General features: G+C 64.6%; 3 protein-coding genes. All 3 read right to left on the bottom strand.

Features of this window, described 5'->3' with window-relative positions; translation table 11 throughout:
• Window positions 1-99 precede the first annotated feature (99 nt).
• On the bottom strand, window positions 100-660 hold the full coding sequence (mobB, locus tag H928_RS0114230; RefSeq protein WP_021027120.1) for a molybdopterin-guanine dinucleotide biosynthesis protein B: 561 nt from the start codon (window positions 658-660) through the stop codon (window positions 100-102).
• Between the two features lie 72 nt (window positions 661-732).
• Window positions 733-2157, bottom strand: a complete 1425-nt coding sequence (gene thrC / locus H928_RS0114235) for a threonine synthase (protein WP_021027121.1) — start codon at window positions 2155-2157, stop codon at window positions 733-735.
• A 207-nt stretch (window positions 2158-2364) separates the two neighbouring features.
• A partial coding sequence (locus H928_RS32385) for a hypothetical protein (protein WP_027010956.1) occupies window positions 2365-3047 on the bottom strand: 683 nt, incomplete at its 5' end.

Here is a 3047-nt window from a genome sequence, read left to right on the forward strand (position 1 = left end):
CATCGAGGGATTTCAGGGGGGGACGGGGCTGGCTGTTCATTCAATCATTCCTTGGGTTGTCGGCCGCCTCCAGGCCGGCCGAACATCGACACGGCCCGCTTAGCCGGCGGTATCGATCGCAAATACACAGGGCGGGGTATAGGCAAAGCGGGCGCTGTGCGCCAGCAGCCACTGGGCCACATCGGCGGGGGCATCGCGGGGCAGCTGCGGCAGGGCGGTGGCGGGCAACAGCTCGCGGGCGGGTGACAACACCACCGCCTGCACGGCCGCATCCTGCGGGTAGAGCGGCGCCTTGCCATGGGGCTCGGGCGCATTGGCCAGCACCTCCAGCTTAGGCAGGTCGCAGTCCTTGAAGCCCTCCACCAGCACCCAGTCCACCTGGCTGTCGAGCTGGGCGATCAGCGCATGCACATCGGGCTCCTGCGTCTTTGGCAGCTCGCGCATCAGCACCACGCGCTGGTCGGAGGCAGCCAGCACCTCGTAGGCACCAGCCTGGCGGTGGCGCCAGGTGTCCTTGCCGGGGGTGTCGATGTCAAAGCGGTGGTGGGCATGCTTGATGACCGACACTTGCTGGCCCTGCGCAATCAGTACCGGGATGACCTGCTCGATCAAGGTCGTCTTGCCACTGCCCGAATAGCCTGCAAAACACACGACCTGCATACCCGCCTCCTTGATGATTCCACGGACGGCCTCGGCACCCAGGCTCGAGGCGGTAGCGGCAGCTTAGCCGGTTCAGCGGCAGTGGTCCTTGATATAGGTCTTGACCTGGTCCACATCAGCGGGCATCACCACCACGCGCTTGGGCAGGTCTTCGATGCCGTCAAACTTGGCCGGGCGCTCGGGTGTGCGGCCCAGCGCCTCTTCAATGGTGGCGGCAAACTTGATTGGCAAGGCCGTCTCCAGCACGATCATCGGCTCGGCACCCAGGTGCTCACGCGCCACCTTCACGCCATCGGCGGTGTGGGTGTCGATCATCTGGCCCAGGCGCTGGTAGGTGTCCTGGATCGTAGCCAGGCGGTCGGCATGCGTGCTCTTGCCGCTGACAAAGCCATAGCGGCCGGCAGCATCCTTAAAAGCCGGATCGGCCTGCAGGTCAAAGCGGCCCTCTTGGGCCACGCCTTGCGCAAACAGCTGCTGCAGGCGGGCGCCATCGCGGCCGACCAGATCGAACACAAAGCGCTCAAAATTGCTGGCCTTAGAGATGTCCATCGACGGGCTCGAGGTCTCGAAGGTGTGGGCAGCGCCGCGCACCTGGTAGACACCGGTGCGGAAGAATTCGTCCAGCACATCGTTCTCGTTGGTCGCCACCACCAGCTTGGCAATCGGCAGGCCCATCTGGCGCGCCACATGGCCGGCGCAGACATTGCCGAAGTTGCCGCTGGGCACCGTGAAGCTCACCTTCTCGCTGTTCTGGCTGGTGGCCTGCAGGTAGCCGGCAAAGTAGTAGACCACCTGGGCCAGCAGGCGCGCCCAGTTGATGGAGTTGACGGTGCCGATCTTGTACTGCGCCTTGAAGGCGTGGTCGTTGCTGACCGCCTTCACGATGTCCTGGCAGTCGTCAAACACGCCTTCGATGGCGATGTTGTGGATGTTCTCGTCCTGCAGGCTGAACATCTGTGCCTGCTGGAAGGGGCTCATGCGGCCGTGCGGGCTGGTCATGAACACACGCACACCCTTTTTGCCGCGCATCGCGTATTCGGCTGCGCTGCCGGTGTCGCCGCTGGTGGCGCCCAGAATATTGAGCTCTTCGCCGCGGCGCGCCAGTTCGTACTCGAACAGGTTGCCCAGCAGCTGCATGGCCATGTCCTTGAAGGCCAAGGTCGGGCCATTGGAGAGCGCCTCGATCATCAGCGGGCCTTCGAGCTGGCGCACTGGAACAATCGCCGCCGTGCCGAACACCGCCTCGGTATAGGTCTTGTTGCACAGCGCGCGCAGGTCCTCGGCCGGGATGTCGTCGATGTACAGCGACAGGATCTCGAACGCCAGCGCTGCATAGCCCTTGCTCTTGAGCGTCTCGCGCAGCGCGGTCAGCTTGGCGTCGTCAATCTGCGGGTACTGCACCGGCATGTACAGACCGCCATCGGGCGCCAGGCCCTCGAGCAAAATGTCGCAAAAACGTTTTTGTTCGGCATGGCCGCGCGTGGAGAGATACAGCATGGAGGGTGCGAAATAAGTGGACACAGCCCGCTCACGGGCAAGGAGCAACTGCTTATTATCCTGCAGTCGCCAGTACTGGCACAGCTTGCGCAGGAATGTGGGGCGCAGCAGCCGGCAGCAGCGGCCAGGCTGCGACACCGATGGCAGCCGCTGGCATAAAAAAGCCCCGGACTGGGTCCGAGGCCTGGCTGGGTTGTGGAGCAGCCGTTAGACCTGCTCTCCCATGCGCGCTAGCTCCTGGCGGGCATAGTAGGCGCGCCACTGGTTCAGCACCAGCTCGGCAAAGGCCTGGTTCTTCATCTTCTTGACGCCCTTGAGCATCACGACGACGCGCTGCTTTTTCTTCTGGAACTGGGCGCGGCGTTTGCCCACACCCATCGCGGGCGGCTGCACACCGGGCTCCAAGGCCATGATGACGGTGAGCATGTGGTTGGCCTGGTTGAACTCGAAATCATCAATCGCTGACCAGGGCAACAGCTCCTGCGCGTTGAAGAGGCGCACACCCGCGGGCTGCAGCACCATGGCCGGGCTTTGGCTATCGCGCCAGAAGAGCCGCGCCACCCATACGCAGACAAGACCACCGGCAAGCACGCCGGCAGCCATGGCCATGTGCAGGCCCGCCATGAACAAGGCCACCGCGCCGCCAAAGCAAGCCAGGGCCAGAAAACCGAACAAGCCCACCATGACGGCCGAGCGCTCATGGATCACCGTCTCGGGCGCAGCCAGCGCCGCGATCTCGCGCAGCTCGGCCAGCTTGGCGCTGCGGTGGGACGCGGCCGCGCTGCTGAGCTCGTTTTGCAAGGCGGCATTCAGATCAGCAACCGGGGCCGGTGCGACCGCCCCGGCCAGGGTGCGGCTGCTGGCAGCGGGCGCGCCCTGCTCCAGGCCAA

Source organism: Comamonas sp. B-9 (assembly GCF_000410635.1).
GTDB lineage: Bacteria > Pseudomonadota > Gammaproteobacteria > Burkholderiales > Burkholderiaceae_C > Comamonas.

Coding starts and splice junctions, on each gene's coding strand:
- mobB (WP_021027120.1), bottom strand. CDS start 660: ATGCAGGTCGTGTGTTTTGCAGGCTATTCGGGCAGTGGCAAGACGACC.
- thrC (WP_021027121.1), bottom strand. CDS start 2,157: ATGCTGTATCTCTCCACGCGCGGCCATGCCGAACAAAAACGTTTTTGC.